Raw genomic sequence first — 21,127 nt, 5'->3', positions numbered from 1 at the left:
GGGAATCGTCGATCGGATCGGTCACCGACGGCTAGGCGGGGTCGGTGCCCGGCACAGCGCTGGACGCCGTACGCAGGCCGGCGACGGCCGACGCGGCGGCGGTCAGGGCGCTGTTGATGGCGATCTCGCCGCGCATTCCCGGTGCCGCGACCATGTCGCCCACCAGGTACACCCCGTCGCCGCGATCGATGGCGGGCCGGTCGCGCCAGGTGGTGCCGGGCAGGTCGAGAGCGCCCGTGCGGCCCTTCGCCGTCGCCGTTCGGTGGAAGGTGGTGCGCGAGCGCCACTCCGGGACGGTGGCGTCGGCGAAGGCTTCCAGGCGGCGGTGCGCCTCGGCGCGGGACTCGGTGTCGCGCACCGGCATCTGGAGCTGGAACAGTGATTCGCCCGTCGGCGCGATGGTGTCGTCCTGCATCGTGTAGCTCTCGTGGAAGCCGCCCGCGTCCAGGTCGAAGACCAGGTTGCGGTCGCGGCGGTCCTTCGTCACGCCGAGGTCGAGCAGGGCGGTGAAACCGCTGACGCCGCGCAGGGAGCCGTCGCCGAGCAGCCGTCGTGCGGAGTCCAGGTCGGTGGCGACGATGACCGGCCCGCCGGTGGGCACCGCGTCCACGCGCGAACCGGTATCGATCGCCACGCCCAGTTCGGTGGCGCGGGTGACCATCCGGTCGATGGTCTGCTGCCAGCCGCCCCGCACCCAGCGGACCGCGGGCACGGCGGGCCCGAGCACCCGCTGGAACAGGTCCCAGACGAAAGCGGCCGAGAGCCTGCCGGTGTTCGCGTCGTAGGTGACCACGCTGATCGCGTTGGCGATCTGCGTGGCGGTGCGTTCGCCCCAGCGCTCGGCGGCCCAGCGGTGGAAGTCGACGTCGACCGGGGCCTGGAGCCACTTGCGCGACTGGGCGCGCAGCATCCCCAGCGGCGGCGCCTTCCGGATCCGGTCGTCGGCGCGGAAACCGATCTTCACCGCCTCCCCGATCGACGGGAAGCCGAGGCCTGCGACGAAACCGCGTTCCTTCAACCAGCGGTAATGCGGTCCGTCGGCGTAGAACACGTGGGCGCCCTCGTGCGCCACGTACGGCGCCGGGGTGGCCCGCCCGCGACCGCCGAGCGTGCGGTGCGCCTCGTGCAGCACGACCGGTGCTCCGGTCTCGGCCGCGGCGATCGCGGCGGTCAGGCCGGCCAGTCCGCCCCCGACAACGGTGATGGGTGTACGCATCAGCTGTCCTCTCCCTCGGTTCCCGCCCGGTCGAGCCGGGCGGCGATCAGCTCTGCGGTGGCTCGCAGATAGCGGTCGGCGTCGACATTCGCCGGGTGTCCGCCGTCGAAGATGTCGCGCATCATCCAGAAGTGCGCGAGCGCGCCGACCAGGACGGCGGCGGTGGCATCCCAATCCCGAACACGCGCACCGGGACCGGCGAGTTCGATCAAGCCGCGGGTGACCGCCGACATGACCACCGCGTACTCCTGCTGCCGGAACACCTCCAGCAGTTCGCCGGGGATCGAGTTGTCCCGCAACAGGATCCGGGTCACGTCCCGGTCGTGGTCGAGGCGCGCCAGGCCGATCCGGCACAGCGCGACGAGCTTCTCGACCAGCTCGCCCCCGGCGGTGAGCGAATCCAGCGCCGCGGCGATGGAGAACTCCGGCGACAGGAAACGATTCCACTCGCCGCGATCCTCGAGCCGGGTCGCCACGGCGCGCACCAGCAGTTCGTCCTTGGACGTGAAATGCCGGTAGAGCGCCCCCGACCCGCCGGACAGTCCGGCCGCCTGCTCGATCTGGGCGACCGAGGTCTTGGCGAACCCCTGTTCCCCGAACAGGCGCAAGGCCTCGGTCATGATCCGGTCCCGCGATGTCGGCGTCACATGCCCTCCGTCGTAAGTAACCACTTACTTACACGATGACCGAGAAGACCACGGGGCGCAAGACCCCGTCCGACCAGCCGTCGACACCCGATTCCGGCAAGAGCAAATTTCTCGCAAATTGACGATTCGGCTCCGAGAACCCGGGTACCCACCGAAGGACGGCATCCGGGTGGGACGAGCGAAAGGACGTGTTGTGGACAACTCCGTAATCGCGATCGACTTCCAGCAAGGTTTCACCGATGCCTGGAGTTCGGTAGCGCAATTCCTCCCCAAATTGGCCGCGTTCGTCGCCATCCTGGTGATCGGCTGGATCATCGCGAAAGTGGTCGCCAAGATCGTCGACGCGGTGCTCGAGCGCGTCGGATTCGATCGGCTGGTCGAGCGCGGGCAGCTCCAGAAGATGATGTCCCGCAGTAAATACGACGCCTCCGATCTCCTCGCGAAGATCGCCTACTACGCCATCCTGCTGATCGCGCTGCAGATCGGTTTCGGTGTCTTCGGACCCAACCCGGTCAGCGATCTGCTCACCGGCATCGTGGCCTGGCTGCCGAAGGCGGCGGTGGCGATCGTGATCGTGGTGATCGCGGCGGCCATCGCGCACGCGGTGAGCGAGCTGGTCACCTCCGTGCTCGGCGGGCTGTCCTACGGCCGGATGCTCGGCCGCATCGCCTCGGTGTTCATCTGGGGAATCGGCATCATCGCCGCGCTGAACCAGATCGGCGTCGCGACCTCGGTGACCACGCCGATCCTGATCGCGGTGCTCGCGACCATCGGCGGCATCCTGGTGGTCGGTGTCGGCGGCGGCCTGGTCCGGCCCATGGAGCAGCGCTGGAACAGCTGGCTCGGCAATCTCGAGGCGGAGATGCCCGCCATGAAGGGTCATGCCGAGGCCTACCAGCGTGGCCGTGAGGACGCGGCGCGCGCGGGTGGGCAGGTCGCGGCGCCCGCCGAAGGCGCGCAGCAGTGGGTCACCCCTGGCGCGGGCTACCCGGAGCCGGGTCGCCCGGAGTGGGGCGGCGACACGGCACGCTGACCGACCGGCGCCGGCGTTCCGTCACCGTCACGGTGGCGGAGCGCCGATTCCGGTGTTCAGGCCGGTTCGGCGTGCAGGCAGACCGCGGCCAAGCGCAGCTGCCACCAGTCGGCCGTGTGCCAGGAGTGCGGGGCCGCGGGGAGCAGCGCCTCGGCGACCTGGTCGAGCAGCCCGCGCGCATACCCCGACAGCAGGATGGCGATCGGAATACGTGCCGATCCGCCGACGCCGAAAGCGAGAATGTCCCGCACGGCCGCGCCGTGCTGGTCGAGCTGAGCCGACAGGCCGGGGGCCTGCGCGGCAGCGGCCGCCGCGGGAACTCCGTACATGGTATTCAGTTGTCGCAGATTTCGACGTGCCGATAATTCGAGCAACGCGGGGCCGGGCGCAAACACCACCAAATGGTAACAATCCCGAATATCCGGCCGACGGCTAACTCGGCGCTATCGCGCATTCCGCTCGAATTGTGTTGAGCGCAACCATGGTCGGGCCCGCCGCCGCTCTGCTGGACTGGCCGGCATGGGCACCGAACGCCGCAAGTTGAAGACCGTCACGGGCGTGAGCGGGTCGCGTGATGTCTACGCCGCCGCACTCGATCCGACTCGCTCCACCCTCGACGAGGCCCAGCGCATCGCCCGGATCGCCGAGGACAACAAGATCGGCGCGGTGTTCGCGGCCGACCTGCTCGCCTTCGGCGCCCAGGGCACGATCGGCGCGCAGGAACCGCTGATCCAGCTGGCCGCGCTGAGCGCGGTGACCACCCATGTCGGCCTCATCGCGACGGTCACCACGACCTTCCAGCACCCGTTCAACCTGGCTCGGCTGTTCGGCACCCTCGATCACGTCAGCAACGGCCGCGCGGCCTGGAACGCGGTGACCTCCTCCCTCGGCGAGGAGAACTACGGCGACCAGGATCTGCCGCGCCCGGAGGAGCGCTACGCCCGCGCGACCGAGGTGCTGACCGTGGTCAACGCGCTGTTCGACAGCTGGCGGCCCGGCGCGCTGCGGCCCGACGGTCACGGCGGCGCGACGCTCGACGAATCGCGGGTGCGGCCGATCGAGCATGCGGGACAGTACTTCTCGGTGCGTGGACCGCTGAACATCCCGCCGCTGCCGCAGGGCAGGCCGGTGCAGTTCCAGGCCGGGCAGTCGGCGGGCGGCATCGAACTCGGCGCGCGGTTCGCCGAGGTGGTGTTCACCTCGCTGCCGACGCTGGAAGACGCGGTCACCTATACGAAGAAGATCCGGACCCGCGCCGCGGAACTGGGCAGGGCGGACGGCCTGCCGCTGATCTTCAGTTCCTTACACGCGACCTACGGCGCCACCGAAGCCGAGGCCCGCAGACTCGTCCGCGAGGCGGCCGAGGCCACCGACTTCGACGCGGGCCGCCGTCAGCTGGCGGACATGCTCGGCGGCGACATCGACCTGTCCGACCTCCCGCTGGACAAGCCGCTGCCGGAAAGCCTGCTCCCGCAGCTGGATACGGTGCGTCGCCGACGCGGCCGGGTGAAGATCTTCAGCAAGCTCGCCGCCACCGGCGCCACCGTGCGCGAACTCGTCGTCGCCGCCGCGGACACCGGCCACTGGGCCGCCGCGGGCACCCCGGAGCAGCTCGCCGACGCCATCGAGGAGCGCTACCGGGCCGACGTGCTCGACGTGATCTCCCTGGGCGGCCTGGCGCAGGAGCGCACCCGCGACTTCGTCGTCAACGGCCTGCTTCCCGAACTGCGCCGCCGCGGGTTGGTCGACTCCGACTACCTGGCGGGCACCTATCGGGAGAACCTGGAGCTGCCCGCGATCGGCTAGCGGTTCAGAACGGCACCTCGGTGGTGAGCAGCCCGGAGCCGCTCGCGCGGCCGGACAGGATGCGGCAGAACTCGATCGCGTCCAGCTCGAGCATCGGGCCATCGGCCGCGCCGCTCGCCCAGGTACCGCCCGCCGGGCCGTGCAGGGTGAGCCGGTACGGGGCGCCGTGGCGCTGGGCCCACTCGCGGACGACATCGTCGACGACGCGGCCGTCGTGCTCGGCGGTGAGTTCGAGCGGCCGCCCGGTCGCCCGGCTCAGATCGATCCGGTGCATCCACGGGTCGCGGGTGAGGATCACCTCGGTCAGGTAGCCGACCGTCCATCGCTCGTCGACACCGTTGACCCGCTCGGACCCTGGCATCGCCAGCTTGCGCAGGAAGCCGGGCAGCCTGCGCCGGGCGGCCGCGGCGCGCGGACCGAGGCGGGCGAGCAGGGCGGTGAGCTCGGCGGGGGAGCGGACGCCGTAGCGGGTGACCTGGAAGGCGGTCAGCGCGTCGATGCGCTGTTCCTCGCCGTTCGGCCGTCGATCGGCGACCCGGTTCTGCCGGATCATCTCGGTGATCGACGCGGTCATCGCGGCCATCCCGACGACGTGCGAGATCAACTGGTGCACAGTCCAGTCCGGGCAATCGGTGGGCCGATCCCAGTCGGCGGGGTCGAGCGCCGCGACGGCGCCGGCGATGCGGGCGTATTCGGTCGCGGCCAGAGTCATCGACTCGGGGCGGGGCAGGGCGCTGCGGCGCGGTGTGGTCGGCGCCGGGGTTGTCGTGGTCATGGGGGATCCCTCGGTTCCGGGGGCAGGCCGACGCTGTCGGCCCACATGGTCATCGCGCGTTCGATCAGCCTGCGTCTGCTGTCGCCGGCCGGATCGTTGGCGAGTTGCTGGTCGATGAGGCCGCCGATCAGGCTGAACCAGATCTCGATGTCACCCCGATCGGTGACACCTGCCTCGGCGAACATGGCGACGGCCGCGCGCACCACCCGCACCGACGGTGCGAACGCCGCGGGCGAGGGCTCGAACCCGGGCACCGTGCGCTGATTCATCAGCTGGTAGCGGGCCAGGTCCGCGACCGCGAAATCGAAGAAGCCGTAGGCGAGGGCGAGCAGCCGGGCCCGCGGCGCGGTGGGCAGGGTGGCGGTCACCCGGACCGCGTACTGCTCGTATTCGGTCCACGCCTGCTCGAACATCGCGTCGTAGATCGCGAGTTTGGCCGGGAAATGGGTGTACAGCGAGGGCGCGCGCATGCCGACCCTGGCGGCGACATCGCGCAGGGTGATCTGCGCCAGCCCGTTCTCCCTGGCGAGTTCCCACGCGACCTGCAGGATCTCCCGCCGTGTCGCCTCACGGCGTTCGGCCTGCCTATCGCGAGTAGTTTCACCTAACACAGTTAGAATTGTGACACATATCACAACTCTCGTCAAGGGTTTATCGTAGGTCTCGGGGTGCGGCGAAGTTGCGTCAACGGGGCGCCGGGTGGATTCTGAGCGGGTAGCACCGACTCGAGACAACTTTCGGCTAACCAGCACGGCGAGCGAAGGGGCCCGTAGTGGACGTCACCGAACCGGCCATTCAGCTGCTCGGCATGACCCCTGTATTTCCTGCTGTCGCAGGGTATTTGGCGCGCGAGGGCGTCGTCCGCTCGTTGCGCCGGTCGCCGTACGCCCCGCTGCTCGGCAGGCTCGTCGCCGCGTTCGCGTGGGGCTGCGGCGGTTTGGCGTCGCTCACGGTGCTCGGCATCCCGGCAGCGATCACCGTCCCGATCGCGCTCACGGTGCTGACCGTCGTGGTCTCGGTGCTGGGGATCGCCTTCGCGGGCGGCCTGATTCGGCCCGCGCCGGTAGCCGGGCGCGGGCCGGGGGTGCCGACCGGGCGCTGACCCCGACCGGCCGGGTTCCGGCTAGCGGAAGGCGTTCGCGTCGGTCAGCGCCTTGCCGATCACCAGCTGGTGCACCTCGGCGGTGCCTTCGTAGGTGAGCACCGACTCCAGGTTGTTCGCGTGCCGCAGCACCGGGTAGTCCAGCGTGATCCCGTTGGCGCCCAAGATGGTTCGGCACTCTCGGGCGATCGCGATGGCCTCGCGGGTGCTGTTGAGCTTGCCCGCGCTGATCTGCTCGCCGGTGATCTCGTGCCGGTCCTTCAACCGGCCCAGGTGCAGCGCCAGCAACTGGCCCTTGCCGAGCTCCAGGGCCATATCGGCGAGCTTGGCCTGGGTGAGCTGGTAGGCGGCCAGCGGCTTGTCGAACACCTCGCGGGTGCGCGCGTAGTCGATCGCCGAGGCCAGACAGTCCCGCGCGGCGCCCAGCGCGCCGAAGACGATGCCGAAGCGGGCCTCGCTCAGACACGCCAGCGGGGAGCTCAGCCCGCCCGATGCGGGCAGCACCGCGTCGGCGGGCAGTCGCACATCGTCGAAATCCAGTGCGGCGGTGAGCGAAGCGCGCAGCGACAGCTTGCGGTGGATCTCGCGGGTGGTGAAGCCGGGAGTGCCGGCGGGCACCAGGAAGCCGCGCACTCGCGGCTTGGCCTCGCCCGGCTCCTCGGCGTAGGCCCAGACGACGGCGATGTCGGCGACCGAGCCGTTGGTGATCCACATCTTGGACCCGTTGAGCACCCAGTCGTCCCCGTCGCGCTTGGCCCTGGTGCGCATCCCGCCGGGGTTGGAGCCGTAGTCGGGTTCGGTGAGCCCGAAACAGCCGATCACCTCGCCCGCCGCCATCGCGGGCAGGTACCGCTGCTTCTGTTCCTCGGAGCCGAAGAAGTGGATCGCGGTCATCGCCAGCGAGCCCTGCACCGAGACCATGCTGCGCACGCCGGAGTCGACGGCCTCGAGTTCCTGGCACGCCAGGCCGTAGGCGGTCGCCGAGGCCCCGGCGCAGCCGTAGCCCTCCAGATGCATGCCGAGCAGTCCGAGCTTGCCGAGTTCGGGCGCGATCTCCCTGGCCGGGAACGTGCCTGCCTCGAACCAGTCGGCGATGTGCGGGCGCAGCCTGCGCTCGCCGAAACGGGCCACCGTGTCGCGAATCTCGCGCTCCTCCGGGGAGAGCAACGGGTCGATCGCGAACAACTCTTCGACAGTCACCATGGCGCCAGCGTAGCCGCACGGTCGGCGGGGAATCCGGCACTCGGTACACCGCGAATACCCCTGCGCACGGCCCGGAAACCGGCCAACTAGTCTGAGGCCATGAGTGAGCTGGGATTCTCGACCAGGGCCATCCACGCCGGATATGAACCCGATCCTCAGACCGGTGCGGTCAACGTGCCCATCTACGCGAGCTCCACCTTCGCCCAGGACGGCGTCGGCGGCATGCGCGGCGGCTACGAATACGCGCGCACCGGCAACCCGACGCGCACCGCGCTGGAAGGCAACCTCGCCGCCCTCGAATCGGGCAGCTTCGCGCGGGCTTTCGCCTCCGGCATGGCGGCCACCGACTGCGCGCTGCGCGCCACCCTGCGCCCCGGCGATCACATCGTGATCCCCGACGACGCCTACGGCGGCACCTTCCGGCTCATCGACAAGGTCTTCAGCCAGTGGGGCATCGAGCACTCGCCAGCGCACATCGCCGATCTCGACCAGGTGCGCGCGGCCATCCGCCCCAACACCAAGCTGGTGTGGATCGAGACCCCGACCAACCCGCTGCTGAGCATCGGTGACATCCCGGCGCTGGCCGACATCGCGCATGAGGCCGACGCCAAGCTGGTCGTCGACAACACCTTCGCCACCCCGTACCTGCAGCAGCCGCTGCTGCTCGGCGCCGACATCGTCGTGCACTCGACCACCAAGTACCTGGGTGGGCACTCCGACGTCGTCGGCGGCGCCCTGATCACCAACAGCGAGGAGCTCGACACCGCGTTCGCGTTCCTGCAGAACGGCGCGGGCGCGGTGCCCGGCCCGTTCGACGCCTTCCTCACCCTGCGCGGCATCAAGACCCTGGCCGTGCGGATGGAGAAGCACTGCGACAACGCCGAGGTGATCGCGGAGTTCCTGACCAACCACCCGGCCATCTCGCAGGTGATCTACCCGGGCCTGCCGACCCATCCGGGCTACCAGATCGCGCAGAAGCAGATGCGCCGCAGCGGCGGCATGATCTCGGTGCGGCTGGCAGGCGGCCGGGAGGCCGCGCTGAAGTTCTGCTCGCGCACCGAGATCTTCACCCTGGCCGAGTCGCTGGGCGGTATCGAGTCGCTCATCGAGCACCCGGGCGCGATGACCCACGCCAGCACCGAGGGTTCGGCGCTGGAGGTCCCCGCCGACCTGGTGCGCCTCTCGGTCGGCATCGAGGACATCAGCGACCTGCTCGCCGATGTCGAGCAGGCTCTGAGCTGACCGGGACCCCACAGATGACGAAGCGGCCGCATCCGATGTTCGGGTGCGGCCGCTCGCGTTCGGGTTCGGTTGGTGCGGGCTCGGTCAGGCCAGGATCAGCCGTGGTACGGCTCGGCGCTGACCAGCGTCACCTTCATGGTGTTGCCGTTGGGCAGCGTGTACTCGCGGGTCTCGCCCACCTTGGCGTCGATCAGCGCGCCGCCCAGCGGGGAGTTCGGCGAGTAGGTCTCGAGGTTGGTGGCGCCCAGGCCCTCTTCGCGAGTCGCGATCAGGAAGGTCTCGGTGTCGTCTTCGTCGCCGTCGTAGTAGACCGTGACGACCGAACCCGGCAGGGCGACGCCGGACTTGGTGGGGGCGACGCCGACCTTGGCGTTGTTCAGCAGCTCCTGCAGCTGGCGGATCCGCGCCTCCTGCTGGCCCTGCTCCTCGCGCGCGGCGTGGTAGCCGCCGTTCTCCTTGAGGTCGCCCTCTTCGCGGCGCTCGTTGATCTCGGCGGCAATGACCGGACGATTGGCAATGAGCGAGTCCAGCTCGCCCTTGAGCCTGTCGTGCGACTCCTGGGTAAGCCAGGTCACATTCTCGGTCATCTCGATCACTCCCTAGTAGTTGTTCCCGGCGCACCGGGATTCCCTGAAACCGGCGCTGTACCCTCCGGAGGAGGGCATGCACCAGCCCGACGGCTGGAGCGATCCTGGGGGTGAACCCGTAACCCGGAAACAGCACCGCTGGCCGCCAATGCAGCAAACACGGCTCCGAGCCCCGGAACCGTGTATCAGGCCATTTTAGCATGTCTCATAAATATGCAGGTCAGGCTAGGCGAGCCTGCTATTCGGCGCGCAAATAGCCCGGGACCTGGTCGGTGCAGCCGTAGATATCGCCCGCCGACGGGCGCGCGGAGGACCTGACCGTGGTGGTCACCTGGACGCTGGTGGAATCGGAGCCGGGCACGAGCACCTCCCGCCTGCCGACCTCGGCGCTGTCGCGATCCATGGCACGCACGAAGCAGACGACGGGCTGCCGCGGGTCGTCGCGGGTGACCTTCATCCGCACCGTCAGCGTGGCGTCGTCGACGACCACGTAGCCGAGTTGCTCGGTCTCGATCGCCTTCGGGCCGTACTTCTGGAACCCCAGAAAGGCGACGCCGACCCCGGCGACCAGCACACCGATCCCGAGAACGACCACCACCCACGTCCGGCGCGCCGGTGGTTTTGTGCCGTAACGGTCGGCGTGTCGGGCTGCGGCGGCGGCCGAGGTCGCCGCGGAGTCCGGTGCGGGCTCGGTCATCGGTTTCTCGCTCCCGGGGGTGGTCGGAACAAACGGGGGGTCGGATGGAACTATAGGGAACGAAGTTCTGACACCCGCGAGCGAGAGCGATGGTGAACGAGACGTGAGTGGCCTTCGCCTCATGGCGGTGCACGCACACCCCGACGACGAATCGAGCAAGGGCGCCGCGACCATGGCCAGGTACGCGGCCGAGGGCGTCGACGTCCTGGTCGTGACGTTGACCGGTGGTGAACGCGGCAGCATCCTCAACCCCGCGATGGACACCCCCGGTGTCCTGGACCGGATCGAGGAGGTCCGGCGCGAGGAGATGGCCGCGGCCGCCCACGCGCTGGGTGTGCGCCAGCACTGGCTCGGCTTCGTCGACTCCGGCCTGCCCGAGGGCGACCCGCTGCCGCCGCTGCCCGAGGGCTGCTTCGCGCTGGTGCCGCTCGAGGAGTCGACCGAGGCACTGGTGCGCGTCGTGCGCGATTTCAAGCCGCACGTGATCACCACCTACGACGAGAACGGCGGCTACCCGCACCCGGATCACATCCGGTGCCACGAGGTGTCGGTCGCCGCGTACGAGACGGCGGGCGATCCGGCGAAGTTCCCCGCGGCGGGCGAGCCGTGGACCCCGCTCAAGCTGTACTACGACCACGGTTTCAGCATGAAGCGCCTGGAGGCCTTCGCCGAGGAGTACGAGCGCATCGGCGAACCGTTCCCGCTGCAGGAGTGGCTGGACCGGATGAAGCAGTTCAAGCGCGGCGATTCGTGGAGCCGGGTCACCACCCAGATCGAATGCTCCAAATACTTCCCCCAGCGTGACGACGCCCTGCGCGCGCACGCTACCCAGATCGATCCGAACGGGGCGTTCTTCGCGATCCCGTTGGAGATGCAGCAGCGGCTCTGGCCGACCGAGGAGTTCGAATTGGCCAAGACGAGGGTGAGCACCGCCATCCCGGAGACCGACCTGTTCGCCGGCATCGAGGACGCCGACCGGTGATGTTGGTCTACCTCGCTCAGAACACCCCGACCGGACCCGAGTTCGGCAAGGCGTCGCCGCTGGGCCTGCTGGTCATCCTGATCCTGCTCGCGGGCACCGTGCTGCTCGTGCGCTCGATGAACAAGCATCTCAAGGGCCTGCCCGAGACGTTCGAGCCCGAGCACCCGGAACCGGACCAGAAGGCGGACGAGGGCACCGAGCCGGGCGCCATCGAGCCGGAAGCCGGCGACAGCACCCCGCCGGCCCCGAAGACCGACTGAGCTAGGGCAGCTGCGCCATATCGGTCACCAGCTCGCCGACCAGATCCCTGGCGGCGGCCGCGTGCTCGGCCAGCTGCCGCGGCGCACCGGTCGCGCTGAGCTCGATCATCTTGTTCATCAACCCGAAGATGACCACGAGCCTGCGGAGCGCGGCTCTGCGCTCGGCCGCGGTCAACTCCGTGCTCTGTAGTGCCTCTGTCCCCGTCACGAGAGTGTGATCGTCGCACCGGCGCGCAATGTTTCGCCGAAACGCCTGGTACTCACCAATCGATGAGGTCGAGCTCGTGGAGGCGGCGGAAGACCATCATGGAGCCGGGGGCCACGTGGTCCATGGCGGCGTATTCGCTGACGGTGAAGTAGCGGAATTCGGCGATTTCGCCGGTGGCATGGGGTTCGCCGGTGAAGTCGGCGAGGAAACAGGTCATGTGCAGGCCGGTGTTCTTGCCGTGACCGAAGGCCTCGGCCTCGAAGATGCCGAGTTCGGCGACGCCGGAGAGCCCGACGCCGAGTTCCTCCTCGATCTCTCGATGGAGCGCCTCCAGGGGGGTTTCGCCCGGATCGATCTTGCCGCCCGCCATGTAGAAGACGTCCTTGCCCTCCGGGCGCGTCTGGATCAGCCTGCGGTCGCGGACATGGGCGAGGGCGGCGGTGCGGATCATGGAGATCACTCTAGGGTGACTCGCCACCTCGTCGACCGGTGATCCGGCTCTCACCCGAACACGAGGTCCTGCTGATCGGGGATCACGCTGCCGTCGGGACGGTGCAACGGCGCGCCGCCGCCCGAGGGGGTGATGTAACCCGCCGTCGCGCAAGGGTACGGATCGGACTTGCGCGGCTTGGGGCCGAGGAACATCGGGTTCACCACCCACGTGCCGTCCGCCGAGCCGTAGGCATTGCACATCAGTTCGGTCTTGTTGCGGTTGATGACCAGGCGCAGGCCGGTCGCGTCGCCGAGGAAGACCACGTCGGTGTCGGAATCACCCGCGGCGAAGGCGGCGCGCCGGTCGGCGGGCAGCTGCTGGAAGGCCGCGGCGCCCCGGACGCCGAACACCTGCTCGTTGATCCGGCACCGCTTGCCGTCGATGTAGGTGATCACCTGGTCGGTCCCGGCATCGCCACAGCCGGGGAGGTGCCCGGTGTAGACGCCGTTGTCGGCCAGCAGGGGAACGCCCATGACCCGGTCACCGGGGATGTTCAGTTCCTCGGCCCAGACCTTGACCACCGGTTCGGCCGAGGCGGAGATGATGCGCACGTCGAACCCGTTGTCCCGCAGCACCCGGATGAGGTCCGTCATCTGCGGGTAGTAGCGCACCCAGCCGTCGACCTTCGTGGTGCCGACGGTCTGCTTGGCTCCTTCGGCCGCGGCGAGGTTCTGCGCGCGGGCGGCGCGGGCGAAATCGGTGATCTGGGCCTCGGTGTAGCCGCGCATCAGCTGAACGACCAACGCGTAGCCGGGTTCGGTGCGGCGGTGATCGTACTGCGTGAAGGCGGCTTTGCCCGACGTGGTCTTGGCGCTGTCGGCCACCGCGACCAGCTCGTCGGCGCAGGCGGTGTTCGTCGAGGTGGGCAGCGGGGTGTTCGGGTCGGCGGCACCGCAGGCCGCGGCGAGCGCGCCCGCGGCGTCCGGGCTCAGATGCGCGCCGACAGTGGCCCAGTTCCGGTCGACGGGCTGCAATACCTTGTCGTTGGCCAGCATCCAATAGAACGTGGCGACGCCGATATCGTTCTTCACGACCGTGTTGTCCCAATCGAACAGCGCCAGCGGCGCCGCGCCGGTACCGCCCGCGCCGCACCGCCCGGTCTCCTCGATGAACCGCGCGATCCGTTCCTTGTTGTCCCCGTACCAGACCTGGCTCGCGTCGAGGGTCGAACAGGCCTCCGACACCGAGCGTGATTCGTCGGTTCCGCAGGCGGTCGCGGTCATCAGGGCAGCCGTCATCGCCACCGCCGCTAGGGCGGAGACCTTCGTCATGTCAGTGGTCCTTGTTCTCCAGCGCCGCGGCGATGGTCGAGGTATCTGCGCCCAGATTGTCGGCGCGGGAGGTGTCCTTGAGGTCGACGCCCGAGCGTCCGAGCCTGCGCGCGCCCGCGACCAGTCCCGCCACGACGCGGGCGGCGTCGAGGTAGGTGAGTCCGTCGGGCGGGTGGATGTTGGAGATGCAGTTGCGCTCGGCGTCGGCGCGGCCGGGACGCGGGGCGTGGGTCAGATAGATGCCCAGACTGTCGGCGACCGAGAGGCCGGGGCGTTCCCCGATGATCACCAGGACCGTCCGCACGCCCATCGCCGCGGCGATGTGGTCGCCCAGGGCCACGCGCGCCTGGGTGGCGATCACCGGCGGGGCCAGGGTGTAGCGGTCGGCGAGTTCGTCGGCCAGCGCGCCCAGCAGACCCGCGCCGTGGTCGGTGAGCGCGCGCGGGGACAACCCGTCGGCGAGCACGAAACCGATGTCGGCACCGTGGTTGTCGATGCCGGACAGGTCGGCGGGCAGCCTGCCGAGGTCGGGACGGCGCAGATATTCCGAGCGGTCGGCGGCCTTGCTGGTCACCGTCACCGGCTCACCCAGGCCCATGCTCGCGATCTGCTCGGTGAAGATCTCCACGTCGAGCGGGACGTGCACCGCGTCGCGGGCGGCGGCGTGCGCGGCCCGCAGGGCCAGGACCTCGGTGGTGGGCAGGGCGTCACCGGTGCGGCCGAGCCCGATCCTGGCCTGGGTGTTGCGCCGCAGATCGCGCCAGAACTCCTGGGCCACAGCGGCTTCGGCGCGCTCGTCCGGTGTCGACTCGCCCACGACGTGTCCTCTCGGCTCGGTATTCGATCGCACGATGCGCAGCACGGGCTTGGTCGCGATGGGTTTCATCGGTTCGCCGCCAGGGCGCGCAGCGGTGACGACAGCGGTGCCACCTGGCGGATCCGGCCGTTGGCGTCGAGCATGCCGAGCCCGGACAGCCACGCCTCGAATTCCGGTGCGGGGCGCAGGTTCAGCACCTGCCGCGCGTAGAGCGCGTCGTGGAAACTCAGGCTCTGGTAGCCCAGCATCACGTCGTCGGCGCCCGGCACGGCGATGACGAAGGCGCAGCCCGCCGCCCCCAGCAGGGTGAGCAGGGTGTCCATGTCGTCCTGGTCGGCTTCGGCGTGGTTGGTGTAGCAGACGTCCACGCCCATCGGCAGGCCGAGCAGCTTGCCGCAGAAGTGGTCCTCTAGCCCGGCCCGGATGATCTGCTTGCCGTCGTAGAGGTACTCGGGTCCGATGAACCCGACGACCGTGTTCACCAGCAGCGGCCGCAGCTCCCGGGCGACGGCGTAGGCGCGTGCTTCCAGCGTCTGCTGATCCACCGGCCGATCGCCCACGCCCAGATGAGCGTTCGCGCTCAGCGCCGAGCCCTGCCCGGTTTCCAGGTACATCACGTTGTCGCCGACGGTGCCGCGCGCGAGTGAGCGTCCGGCCTCGTTGCCCTCGCGCAGCAGCGCGAGGTTCACGCCGAAGCCGGCGTTCGCGCCCTCGGTGCCCGCCACCGACTGGAACACCAGATCCACCGGCGCGCCCGCCTCGATCAGCCCGATGGTCGTGGTGACGTGGGAGAGCACGCACGACTGGGTCGGGATGTCGAAGCGCAGCCGGACCTCGTCGAGCAGGTGCAGCAGGTCGGCGGTGGCCTGGGGCGAGTCGGTGGCCGGGTTGATGCCGATCACCGCGTCACCGCAGCCGAGCAGGAGCCCGTCCAGGGTGGCGGCGGCGATCCCGCGCGGATCGTCGGTCGGATGGTTGGGTTGCAGCCGGGTGCTCAACCGGCCGGGCAGGCCGATGGTGGTGCGGAAGCCCGCGGTCACCACGGTCGCCTTGGCCACCGCGATCAGATCCTGATTGCGCATGATCTTGCTGACCGCCGCCACCATCTCCGGCGTCAGTCCGGGCGACACCGCGGCCAGCGTCGTCGCGGCGTCGTCGGTGGCGGCGACCGCGAGCAGCCAGTCGCGCAGCCCGCCCACGGTGAGGTGGGCGATCGGGCCGAACGCGGTGCGGTCGTGGCTGTCGATGATCAGCCGGGTGACCTCGTCGGTCTCGTACGGCACGACCACTTCGTCGAGGAAGGTGGTCAGTGGCACGTCGGCCAGCGCCCACTGCGCGGCCGCCCGTTCGGCGTCGGTCGCGGCGGCGCAGCCGGCGAGCTGGTCGCCGCTGCATTCGGGGGTGGCCTTGGCCAGGAGATCGACCAGGCCGTCGAACGTATAGGTCGTGGTGCCGGCGGAACTGCGGTACACGGTCATCGGGTGCCGCCTCCTTTCGCGGGATCGGTGACCCGGCGGCGATCGCGTCGCCGCCGGGTGCCTGGGGTGCGGTTACTCGAGTTCTTGTTCGGCCTTGGCCAGCGCGGCGAATTCCTCGTCGGGCGACTTGGCGACCAGGTGTTTGCGACTGTAGAGGCCGAAGTAGGCCATGAAGGCACAGAACACACCGAGGGTGAACAGTGCCGCCTTCGGGTCGACCAGGAAGGTCGCCGCGACCGATGCCGCCGCGATGACCAGGGCGAACGAGGTGGTCGCGATGCCGCCGGGGGTGCGGTAGGGGCGCGGCATGTTCGGCTCGCGGACCCGGAGCACGATGTGGCTCACCATCATCAGCACGTAGCTCACGGCCGCGCCGAACACGGCCATGTTCAGCAGCATCGCGCCCTCGCCGGTGAGCGAGAGGGCGAAGCCGATGACACCCGGCACGATCAGCGCCAGCACCGGCGCCTTGCGGGAGTTGGTCACCGACAGGCTGGTGGGCAGATAGCCGGCCCGCGAGAGCGCGAAGGTCTGCCGGGAGTAGGCGTAGACGATGGAGAAGAAGCTGGCCACCAGACCGGCCAGGCCGATGTAGTTGACCACCTTGGCCGCCGGGCTGTCGCCGAGCGCCTCGACCAGCGGGTTGCCCGAGGACGACGCGCCCTGGGCGCCGAGCGCGCCGGTCACCAGGAACAGCACCACCGCGCCGGTGACCACCAGCAGCAGCATCGCGACGATGATGCCCTTGGGCACGTTCTTCTCCGGCTCGGTGGCCTCCTCGGCCGCCAGTGGCACGCCTTCGACGGCCAGGAAGAACCAGATGGCGAAGGGGATCGCTGCCCAGACACCCAGGTAGCCGAACGGCAGGAACGACGAGGAACCGGCGGCGTCGGGGTCGGGCGCGATGTTGGTCAGGTTGGCCACGTCGAACTTGCCGAGCGCGGCGATCGCGAAGATGACCAGGCCGACCAGCGCGATCGCGGTGATCACGAACATCGCCTTGAGCGCCTCGCCCGCGCCCCCGAGGTGGATGCCGATGAACAGCGCGTACACCGCCAGGTACACCCACCAGCCGTCGGTGATCCCGAACAGGTTCAGCGATTCCACGTAGGCGCCGATGAAGGTGGCGATGGCGGCGGGCGCGATCGCGTACTCGATGAGAACCGCTGTGCCGGTGGCGAATCCGCCCCACGGTCCGAGCGCGCGCCGGGCGAAGGTGTAGCCGCCGCCTGCCGCGGGCAGTGCCGAGGACAGCTCGGCCATGCCGAGCACCATGGCCAGATACATGGCCGCGATGACGATCGCGGCGATCAGCAGACCACCGAAACCGCCCTCGGCGAGGCCGAAATTCCAGCCGGAGTAGTCACCGGAGATCACATAGCTCACGCCGAGGCCGGCCAGCAGCACCCAGCCGGCCGAGCCGGAGCGCAGGGTGCGTTTGGCGAGATAGTCGTCGGCGGGGGTGTCCGACCCCGCGGCGGGAATCGCGTCGGTACTCACAGGGAAATCTCCTCATCAACAAACAAGCGCGTAGCGACGGCAACGGTGATCGTCGAGGGTTGAAGAATGGTTGACGACTGTTACGGCCGTGGAACCCGCAGGTCAGCGGCGCGTATCGAGCGCCGCCGACCTGCGGAAACGATGTGATTGCGCGTGTTTCACATCACTGTTGAACGGTGTCACCGGTGGGCGGCGGCGGCTGGGATTCCAGCGCGGCCACCTCGTCGTCGGTGAGCAGGCGCGAGCGGATCAGGAACCGCACGCCTTCGGGGGCTTCCAGCGAGAAGCCGCTGCCCCGGCCGGGCACCACGTCGACGGTGAGATGGGTGTGCTTCCAGTACTCGAACTGGTCGGCACTCATCCAGAACGGGGTCTCGCCCGGCAGATATCCCAGCAGCACGTCCGAGGCGCCCACGCGGAACTCGCCGCGTGGGTAACACATCGGGGAACTGCCGTCGCAGCAGCCGCCGGATTGGTGGAACATGACCGGGCCGTGCTGCCCGGTCAGTTCCCGCAGCAGCGTCGCCGCCTGGTCGGTGAGGTCTACTCGCCCTACCATCAGCGTCGCGCCATCAGAAGAAGCCGAGCTTCTGCGGCGAGTAGCTGACCAGCAGGTTCTTGGTCTGCTGGTAGTGGTCGAGCATCATCTTGTGATTCTCGCGGCCGATGCCGGACTTCTTGTAGCCGCCGAACGCCGCGTGCGCCGGGTAGGCGTGGTAGCAGTTGGTCCACACCCGGCCCGCCTTGATCCCGCGGCCCAGCCGGTAGGCGGTGTTCATATCGCGGGTCCACACGCCGGCGCCGAGGCCGTAGAGGGTGTCGTTGGCGATCTTCAGCGCCTCGTCGGTGGAGTCGAAGGTGGTCACCGCGACGACCGGACCGAAGATCTCCTCCTGGAACACGCGCATGTCGTTGCTGCCCTTGAAGATGGTCGGCTCGATGTAGAAGCCCCCGGCCAGCCCGTCGACGGCGCGCACCGAGCCACCGGTGAGGACCTCGGCGCCTTCCTTCTTACCGATGTCGATGTAGGACAGGATCTTCTCGAACTGATCGTTGCTGGCCTGCGCGCCGATCATGGTGGCCTCGTCGAGCGGATTGCCGCTGACGATCGCCTTGGTGCGCTCCACGCAGCGGGCCATGAACTCGTCGTAGATCGAGGACGCGATCAGCGCGCGCGAGGGACAGGTGCAGACCTCGCCCTGGTTGAGCGCGAACATCACGAAGCCCTCGACGGCCTTGTCCAGGAAGTCGTCGTCGGCGGCCATCACGTCGGGCAGGAAGATGTTGGGGCTCTTGCCGCCCAGCTCCAGCGTCACCGGGATGATGTTCTCGCTGGCGTACTGCATGATCAGCCGGCCGGTGGTGGTCTCACCGGTGAAGGCGACCTTCGCGACGCGGGGGCTCGACGCCAGCGGCTTGCCCGCCTCGACACCGAAGCCGTTGACCACGTTGAGCACACCCGGCGGCAGCAGATCCGCGACGAGTTCGACCACCTTCATGATCGAGGCCGGGGTCTGTTCGGCGGGCTTGAGCACCACGGCGTTGCCCGCCGCGAGCGCGGGCGCCAGCTTCCAGGTCGCCATCAGGATCGGGAAGTTCCACGGGATGATCTGGGCGACCACGCCGAGCGGCTCGTGGAAGTGGTAGGCGATGGTGTCGGCGTCGACCTCGCTGATCCCGCCCTCCTGCGCCCGCAGCACGCCGGCGAAGTAGCGGAAGTGATCGACCGCCAGCGGCAGGTCGGCGGCCAGGGTCTCGCGGACCGGCTTGCCGTTGTCCCAGGTCTCGGCGACGGCCAGCGCCTCGAGGTTCGCCTCGATCCGGTCGGCGATCTTGTTCAGGATGTTGGCGCGCTCGGCGGCGGAGGTCGCACCCCAGGCGTCGGCGGCGCGGTGGGCGGCGTCGAGGGCCAGTTCGATGTCGGCCGCGGTCGAGCGGGCGATCTCGCAGAACGGCTGCCCGTCCACCGGCGAGGTGTTCTCGAAGTACCGGCCCTCGACAGGCGGGACCCACTTGCCGTCGATGAAATTGTCGTACCGCGGCGCGTAGCTGACGATGCTGCCCTCGGTGCCCGGCTTGGCGTAGATCATGTGCGGAGGCTCCTCGCTGATTCCGGTGAAGCGTGACGCCCATCACTATCCGCCGCGAGGGTTGATGAAACGTTGAAGCCGGACCGATCAGGCGCGAAGTGCGCTGTGCAGGCGGGCCGCGGCGACGGCGCGGCGCGCGTCACGCGGGGGCAGCAGGGCCAGGGCGTGTTCGTGCACCGCGATGTCGTCGGGGGCGGCCTCGCCGTAGGTGAGCGCGTGGTCGGCGTCGGGGCTGGCCAGCACGGCATTGCGCATGGCGACCTCGAGGTAGTCGCGCCATTCGCTGATGCCGGGCGTGTCCGAATCCGGCAGCAGCGGACCGTGATACAGCCGGACGGCCGTGTCGAGGTCGCCGGTCTCGAGCGCGCGCACGACGTCGACGGCGTCGCAGGACAGGGCGGTGGTGAAGCGGTAGACGCGGCTGGTGATGTCGCCGCCGGTGGCGCGGCGCAGGTAGGACATCTCCGATTTCAGCGTGCTCGCGCCGACCGCTCGATCGCCGTAGACGGCGTAGTGCAGGCGTTCGTGGCTGTAGCCGTCGTCGTCGAGGGCGAGCAGAGTGAGGATCTCGAGCTGGCGCGGGCGCAGCCGGATCGGGGTGCCGTCGCGCATCAACCGGCCGGTGCCCAGGCAGGTCAGCCGCATGCCCGCCGGCGCGGGCAGCGCCGCGTGCAGTTTGGATTCGATGGCCGTGGTCATGGTGCGCACGGTCGCCATCGCCAGCGGATGGGAGCGCTTCCATGTGGTCGACAGGTCGAGCACGCCGAGCAGGGTGCCGTCGGCGGCGCGGATCGGCGCGCAGTAGCAGACCCAGCCGTGCAGGGCGGCGACCAGATGCTCGGCCGAGAACACGGTGTGCGGCTGGTCGGTGCGCAATGCCAGCGACAGGGCGTTGGTGCCCATGTGCGCCTCGTCCCAGCGGCCCCCTGGCGCGAAGTTGACCTGCTCGGCCCGCCTGCGCATGACCGGTCCGCCGTAGGTCCACAGGATGGTGCCCGACGCGTCGGTCACCGCGGCGACGTATCCGGCGTCGTCGGCGACGCTGTGCAGTTGTTCCTTGAGTTCGGTCACCGGCCCGCGCAGCGGCGACTCCGCCCATCGCGGCCCGATGTCGGTCTCGCTCTCCGGGGCGCAGTCCCGCCCCGGATCCACCGTCCGCAACGACCGCAGCCACGATTGCGCCACCTCGGTCCGCACGGCCGAACTGCGCCCGAGCGCCGATTCCCCCGCGGGCACCCACTGCGCCCACTCCCGCTCCAGCGCAGCGCGCTGTGCCGAGAGTGTCAGCTGCGATGCCATCAGCGGTTTCGCGTCTTCCTGTTCGATTGCACGATACGGTCTGCACCTCTCATCATGCCCCACCTCCGCCCGCTGAGCAGCACTTTCGAGGGCGGACGACGGCCTCGTCGACCGCTCGTCCGATGGCGGTGTGCCTGTCGAGCCGGTTCGGATCGCCGGGGCCGCGGTGGATGTCGCGGTCCCGGGGTCGTCGCTGCCGGGGGTGGCGATGGCGGGGTTCGCCGGGCGGGCCACGACGGATGTCGAGCTGCGGCTGGTGCCGTATCCGGCGGTGACGGTCTTCCTCGATGTCGGGGACGGGTTTCTCGTCGACGCCGGTGATGAGGCGGGGCTTTCACCGGGCTGACACCGGCGGCGCCGGCGAGCGCGCCGTGGCTCTCGGTCGACGATGTCGCGTGGGCCGGTCGGCCGTACGCGACCG

General features: G+C 69.5%; 24 protein-coding genes. 7 read left to right on the top strand and 17 right to left on the bottom strand.

Annotation, left to right across the window (positions count from 1 at the left end):
* Positions 1-31 precede the first annotated feature (31 nt).
* Positions 32-1,216: an NAD(P)-binding protein gene (locus tag Q7X29_RS29825; protein ID WP_316576039.1), complete on the bottom strand. Its 1,185-nt coding sequence runs from the start codon at positions 1,214-1,216 to the stop codon at positions 32-34.
* Positions 1,216-1,863: a TetR/AcrR family transcriptional regulator gene (locus tag Q7X29_RS29820; protein WP_316576038.1), complete on the bottom strand. Its 648-nt coding sequence runs from the start codon at positions 1,861-1,863 to the stop codon at positions 1,216-1,218. The genes Q7X29_RS29825 and Q7X29_RS29820 overlap by 1 nt, the downstream gene beginning before the upstream one ends.
* Before the next feature lie 193 nt (positions 1,864-2,056).
* Between Q7X29_RS29820 and Q7X29_RS29815 the strand changes: the two genes are divergently transcribed.
* Positions 2,057-2,896: a mechanosensitive ion channel family protein gene (locus tag Q7X29_RS29815; protein ID WP_218719506.1), complete on the top strand. Its 840-nt coding sequence runs from the start codon at positions 2,057-2,059 to the stop codon at positions 2,894-2,896.
* 56 nt (positions 2,897-2,952) lie between these two features.
* Here the strand turns inward: Q7X29_RS29815 and Q7X29_RS29810 are convergent, their stop codons facing one another.
* Complete coding sequence (locus Q7X29_RS29810) at positions 2,953-3,225, bottom strand: DUF6401 family natural product biosynthesis protein (protein WP_255588076.1); 273 nt, start codon at positions 3,223-3,225, stop codon at positions 2,953-2,955.
* A 190-nt stretch (positions 3,226-3,415) separates the two neighbouring features.
* Here Q7X29_RS29810 and Q7X29_RS29805 point away from each other — a divergent pair, with 190 nt between their 5' ends.
* Positions 3,416-4,702 carry an NtaA/DmoA family FMN-dependent monooxygenase gene (locus Q7X29_RS29805; RefSeq protein WP_316576037.1) on the top strand — a complete coding sequence of 429 codons (1,287 nt, stop codon included), beginning with the start codon at positions 3,416-3,418 and terminating at the stop codon, positions 4,700-4,702.
* 4 nt (positions 4,703-4,706) lie between these two features.
* Here the strand turns inward: Q7X29_RS29805 and Q7X29_RS29800 are convergent, their stop codons facing one another.
* Positions 4,707-5,477: a maleylpyruvate isomerase family mycothiol-dependent enzyme gene (locus tag Q7X29_RS29800; protein WP_255588077.1), complete on the bottom strand. Its 771-nt coding sequence runs from the start codon at positions 5,475-5,477 to the stop codon at positions 4,707-4,709.
* Positions 5,474-6,088 carry a TetR/AcrR family transcriptional regulator gene (locus Q7X29_RS29795; protein ID WP_218719509.1) on the bottom strand — a complete coding sequence of 205 codons (615 nt, stop codon included), beginning with the start codon at positions 6,086-6,088 and terminating at the stop codon, positions 5,474-5,476. The genes Q7X29_RS29800 and Q7X29_RS29795 overlap by 4 nt, the downstream gene beginning before the upstream one ends.
* 161 nt (positions 6,089-6,249) lie before the next feature.
* On the opposite strand from Q7X29_RS29795, the gene Q7X29_RS29790 reads away from it, so the two are divergent.
* Positions 6,250-6,579, top strand: coding sequence for a hypothetical protein (locus tag Q7X29_RS29790; protein WP_218719510.1), 330 nt, complete (start codon positions 6,250-6,252; stop codon positions 6,577-6,579).
* 21 nt (positions 6,580-6,600) lie between these two features.
* Here the strand turns inward: Q7X29_RS29790 and Q7X29_RS29785 are convergent, their stop codons facing one another.
* Complete coding sequence (locus Q7X29_RS29785; RefSeq protein WP_218719511.1) at positions 6,601-7,782, bottom strand: acyl-CoA dehydrogenase family protein; 1,182 nt, start codon at positions 7,780-7,782, stop codon at positions 6,601-6,603.
* A 99-nt stretch (positions 7,783-7,881) separates the two neighbouring features.
* On the opposite strand from Q7X29_RS29785, the gene Q7X29_RS29780 reads away from it, so the two are divergent.
* Positions 7,882-9,024: a cystathionine gamma-synthase gene (locus Q7X29_RS29780; protein ID WP_218719512.1), complete on the top strand. Its 1,143-nt coding sequence runs from the start codon at positions 7,882-7,884 to the stop codon at positions 9,022-9,024.
* A 95-nt stretch (positions 9,025-9,119) separates the two neighbouring features.
* Here Q7X29_RS29780 and greA read toward each other — a convergent pair whose 3' ends face one another.
* Both greA and Q7X29_RS29770 read right to left on the bottom strand, forming a co-directional pair.
* Positions 9,120-9,611 (bottom strand): transcription elongation factor GreA, encoded by a 492-nt coding sequence (greA, locus tag Q7X29_RS29775; protein ID WP_218719513.1) that lies wholly within the window; start codon positions 9,609-9,611, stop codon positions 9,120-9,122.
* Between the two features lie 238 nt (positions 9,612-9,849).
* Positions 9,850-10,308 carry a DUF4307 domain-containing protein gene (locus Q7X29_RS29770; RefSeq protein WP_316576035.1) on the bottom strand — a complete coding sequence of 153 codons (459 nt, stop codon included), beginning with the start codon at positions 10,306-10,308 and terminating at the stop codon, positions 9,850-9,852.
* A gap of 121 nt (positions 10,309-10,429) precedes the next feature.
* On the opposite strand from Q7X29_RS29770, the gene mca reads away from it, so the two are divergent.
* Both mca and Q7X29_RS29760 read left to right on the top strand, forming a co-directional pair.
* Complete coding sequence (gene mca, locus Q7X29_RS29765; RefSeq protein WP_218719579.1) at positions 10,430-11,290, top strand: mycothiol conjugate amidase Mca; 861 nt, start codon at positions 10,430-10,432, stop codon at positions 11,288-11,290.
* A complete protein-coding gene (locus Q7X29_RS29760) occupies positions 11,290-11,550 on the top strand; it encodes a hypothetical protein (protein ID WP_218719580.1) in 261 nt (86 codons plus the stop codon). The genes mca and Q7X29_RS29760 overlap by 1 nt, the downstream gene beginning before the upstream one ends.
* Position 11,551: 1 nt before the next feature.
* On the opposite strand, the gene Q7X29_RS29755 is transcribed toward Q7X29_RS29760, so the two are convergent.
* From Q7X29_RS29755 to Q7X29_RS29715, 9 genes are all read right to left on the bottom strand, one after another.
* Positions 11,552-11,758: a hypothetical protein gene (locus Q7X29_RS29755; RefSeq protein WP_218719515.1), complete on the bottom strand. Its 207-nt coding sequence runs from the start codon at positions 11,756-11,758 to the stop codon at positions 11,552-11,554.
* 52 nt (positions 11,759-11,810) lie between these two features.
* The gene (locus tag Q7X29_RS29750; protein ID WP_218719516.1) at positions 11,811-12,209 is read right to left on the bottom strand and encodes an NUDIX hydrolase; all 399 of its coding nucleotides are present in this window, start codon (positions 12,207-12,209) and stop codon (positions 11,811-11,813) included.
* 50 nt (positions 12,210-12,259) lie between these two features.
* Entirely contained in the window at positions 12,260-13,522 is a 1,263-nt protein-coding gene (locus Q7X29_RS29745) for an HAD family hydrolase (RefSeq protein WP_316576034.1), read from the bottom strand.
* 1 nt (position 13,523) lies between these two features.
* On the bottom strand, positions 13,524-14,300 hold the full coding sequence (eutC, locus tag Q7X29_RS29740; protein WP_316576365.1) for an ethanolamine ammonia-lyase subunit EutC: 777 nt from the start codon (positions 14,298-14,300) through the stop codon (positions 13,524-13,526).
* 104 nt (positions 14,301-14,404) lie between these two features.
* Positions 14,405-15,817 carry an ethanolamine ammonia-lyase subunit EutB gene (locus tag Q7X29_RS29735; protein ID WP_316576033.1) on the bottom strand — a complete coding sequence of 471 codons (1,413 nt, stop codon included), beginning with the start codon at positions 15,815-15,817 and terminating at the stop codon, positions 14,405-14,407.
* Positions 15,818-15,889: 72 nt separating this feature from the next.
* On the bottom strand, positions 15,890-17,317 hold the full coding sequence (gene eat, locus Q7X29_RS29730; protein ID WP_218719520.1) for an ethanolamine permease: 1,428 nt from the start codon (positions 17,315-17,317) through the stop codon (positions 15,890-15,892).
* 163 nt (positions 17,318-17,480) lie between these two features.
* A complete protein-coding gene (locus Q7X29_RS29725) occupies positions 17,481-17,876 on the bottom strand; it encodes a DUF779 domain-containing protein (RefSeq protein WP_218719521.1) in 396 nt (131 codons plus the stop codon).
* A gap of 13 nt (positions 17,877-17,889) precedes the next feature.
* On the bottom strand, positions 17,890-19,407 hold the full coding sequence (adh, locus tag Q7X29_RS29720) for an aldehyde dehydrogenase (protein ID WP_218719522.1): 1,518 nt from the start codon (positions 19,405-19,407) through the stop codon (positions 17,890-17,892).
* 87 nt (positions 19,408-19,494) lie between these two features.
* Positions 19,495-20,706 carry a helix-turn-helix domain-containing protein gene (locus tag Q7X29_RS29715; protein ID WP_218719523.1) on the bottom strand — a complete coding sequence of 404 codons (1,212 nt, stop codon included), beginning with the start codon at positions 20,704-20,706 and terminating at the stop codon, positions 19,495-19,497.
* A 130-nt stretch (positions 20,707-20,836) separates the two neighbouring features.
* Between Q7X29_RS29715 and Q7X29_RS29710 the strand changes: the two genes are divergently transcribed.
* Complete coding sequence (locus Q7X29_RS29710) at positions 20,837-21,052, top strand: hypothetical protein (RefSeq protein WP_316576032.1); 216 nt, start codon at positions 20,837-20,839, stop codon at positions 21,050-21,052.
* Positions 21,053-21,127 lie beyond the last annotated feature (75 nt).

The sequence above is a fragment of the Nocardia canadensis genome, assembly GCF_032656385.1.
GTDB classification, from domain to species: domain Bacteria; phylum Actinomycetota; class Actinomycetes; order Mycobacteriales; family Mycobacteriaceae; genus Nocardia; species Nocardia canadensis.
The sequence above is the reverse complement of the archived record's forward strand: the minus strand, read 5'-3'. Positions and strand labels throughout refer to the sequence as shown.